This is a genomic window from Aquipuribacter hungaricus (assembly GCF_037860755.1).
GTDB lineage: Bacteria > Actinomycetota > Actinomycetes > Actinomycetales > JBBAYJ01 > Aquipuribacter > Aquipuribacter hungaricus.
Genome location: NZ_JBBEOI010000346.1, coordinates 1 through 2,783, shown reverse-complemented (window position 1 = coordinate 2,783; position 2,783 = coordinate 1). Strand labels below are relative to the sequence as shown.

The following is a 2,783-nucleotide window of genomic DNA, read 5'->3' as shown; positions in this document are numbered from 1 at the left end:
CCAGGCCGTCCTCGACCCCCGGGCCGACGGGCTCCGGGCCCACGGCGCTCACCCGGCGTCCGGCTGGTCGGCGTGCCCGGCGAGCGCGTCGAGGAAGCCCGCCGCCCAGCGCTCGACGTCGTGCTCGACGACGCGCCGGCGCAGCGCCCGCATCCGGCGGCGGCGCTCGTCGCGCGGCATCTGCACCGCACGCAGCACGGCGGCCTTGGTGCCGGCGATGTCGTGGGGGTTGATGAGCACCGCCTGGGTGAGCTCGTCCGCGGCACCGGCGAACTCGCTGAGGACCAGGACGCCGTCGGAGTCGTGGCGCGCGGCGACGTACTCCTTGGCGACGAGGTTCATCCCGTCCCGCAGCGCGGTGACGAGCATGACGTCGGCGGCCAGGTACAGGGCCGCCATCTCCTCGCGGGGGAACGACTGGTGCAGGTAGTGCACGGGCTGGAAGCCGACGGTGCCGTGGTCTCCGTTGATCCGGCCGACGGTGAGCTCGACCTCGTCGCGCAGGTCGGAGTAGGCGCGGACCCGCTCGCGGGACGGGCTCGCGACCTGCACGAGCACCGCGGACTCCGTCCCGAGCCGGCCGTCGGCGAGCAGCTCGGAGAAGCACGTGAGCCGGTGCCGGATGCCCTTGGTGTAGTCGAGGCGGTCGACGCCCAGGAGCACGGTGTCGGGGTCGCCGAGCTCCTTGCGGATCTGCTCGGCGCGGGCCATGACCTCCGGGGCGGACGCGAGCTCCTCGAAGCCGCGGGAGTCGATGGAGATGGGGAAGGCACCGGCGCGCACGGTGCGCCCGCCCGCGACGGAGATGGTGCCGCCCTTGGTGCTCGCGTCGCCCAGCCGGCGGCAGGCCCGCAGGAAGTTCGCGGCGTCGCCGCGGCGCTGGAACCCGACCAGGTCCGCGCCGAGGACGCCCTCGACGACCTGGCTGCGCCACGGCAGCTGGCTGAAGATCTCGTAGCCGGGGAACGGGATGTGGTTGAAGAAGCCGATCTTGAGGTCCGGTCGCAGCGCCCGCAGCCGCGCCGGGACCAGCAGCAGCTGGTAGTCCTGCACCCACACCGTGGCGCCCTGCGCGGCCTGGGCGGCGGCGGCGTCGGCGAAGCGCTGGTTGACCCGCTCGTAGGCGTCCCACCAGCTGCGGTGGTACTCCGGGGCGACGATGACGTCGTGGAACAGCGGCCACAGGGTGCCGTTGCTCATGCCCTCGTAGTAGTCCTCGACGTCCTCGTGGCTGAGCTCGACGGGCACCAGGTGCATGCCCTCGGAGTCGAACGGCTCGCCGGCCTCGCCGGGGGCGCCGGGCCAGCCCACCCAGGCGCCGCGGTGCGCCGTCATGACCGGGGCCAGGGCGGTGACCAGGCCGCCGGGCGAGGTCTCGTACTGCGGGGAGCCGTCCTCCGCCGTGCCGACGCGGTCCACCGGCAGGCGGTTGGCCACGACCACGAAGTCGTACTGTCCGGACGGCATGCAGATGCTCCCCTGGCTGTCGGCGGCGACGGGCACCCGCGGCCCGCCCCGGGGGTGATACCCCCGTGACCGCTCCCGCACTCCGCGCGCCCGCGGCCAGCATGGTCGTGAGGTCCGGGGCCCGTCCACCCGGGCGCGCCGCCTCAGGCCAGCAGCCGGCGCACGGCCTCCCGGTCGGGCTTGCCGTTCGGGGTGCGGGGCAGCTCGTCGACGACGACGACCCGGACCGGCACGGCGTGCGCGCCGACGCGGGCGCGGACCGCGGCCCGGAGCGCGGCGACGTCGGGGCCCGCGACGCCCTGACGTGGGGTGCTCGGGGCACCCAGGGTGGGGACGACGACCGCGCCGACGTCGTCACCGTGGAGCCGGGCCGGCACGGGCACGACGACCGCGGCCGCGACCAGGCCCGAGGCGAGCAGGGCGCGCTCGACCTCCGCGGGGTGGATGGTCACGCCGCCCCGGATCATGCGGTCCGCGGCCCGGCCGGTGAGGACGAGGAAGCCCTCGTCGTCGAGCACCCCCACGTCGCCGGTCCGGAACCGGCCCCGGTCGTCGACGGCGAGCCGGGCGCCGCCGTCGTACCCCGGGGTCAGCGCCGGCGAGCGCACGGCGACCGCCCCCGTGGCGCCGGTGGGCAGCGCCCGGCCCTGCTCGTCGACGACCTCCACGTGCACCCCCGGCAGGGCCCGCCCCACGCTCGTCGGGTGCACCGCCGCGTCGCGGGCGGTGAGGCAGGTGAGGGGCGACGGGACCTCGGACATGGCGTAGGCGTCGAGCAGCGCGACGCCCGGCACGCGCCGGCGGACCTCGGCGAGCACCTCCGGGGCGGCCGGGGCCCCGCCGAACACGGCGGCGCGCAGGCTCGGCAGCGACGCGGCGGAGAAGCCGTCCTCGCGCAGCAGCCCGTGCCACAGCGTGGGCACGAGGTCCAGCCACGTCGCGCCGTGGCGGCGGACGACCGCGACCAGGTCGGCCGGGGACCAGGCGGGCATCGTCACGACGGAGCCGCCCGAGGCGAGGGCGCTCGCGAGCTGGGTGACGTGGCCGGACACCCACCACATCGGCAGGTGGACGGGGGTGCGGTCGTCCGGGCCGAGCCCCAGCAGGGACCCGTAGGCGCGGGCTGCGTGGTCGACCATCGCCCCGGTGAGCCGGACGAGCTTGGGCGCCCCGGTGGAGCCGGAGGTCGCGACCAGGGAGTGCACGGCGGCGGCGTCCTCGGGCAGGGGCGGCAGCGCGCGGGCGCGCCGGACGGGTGCGCCGGCGCCGCTGCGCGTCCGCCCCTCGGCGAGCAGGACGTGCCCGGTCGGCAGCAC

General features: G+C 76.7%; 2 protein-coding genes. Both read right to left on the bottom strand.

The window, feature by feature from the left end:
- Positions 1 to 48: 48 nt before the first annotated feature.
- Complete coding sequence (locus WCS02_RS19370) at positions 49 to 1,467, bottom strand: alpha,alpha-trehalose-phosphate synthase (UDP-forming) (protein WP_340295919.1); 1,419 nt, start codon at positions 1,465 to 1,467, stop codon at positions 49 to 51.
- Between the two features lie 143 nt (positions 1,468 to 1,610).
- The coding region (locus WCS02_RS19365) for a class I adenylate-forming enzyme family protein (RefSeq protein WP_340295918.1) at positions 1,611 to 2,783 on the bottom strand (1,173 nt) is incomplete at its 5' end.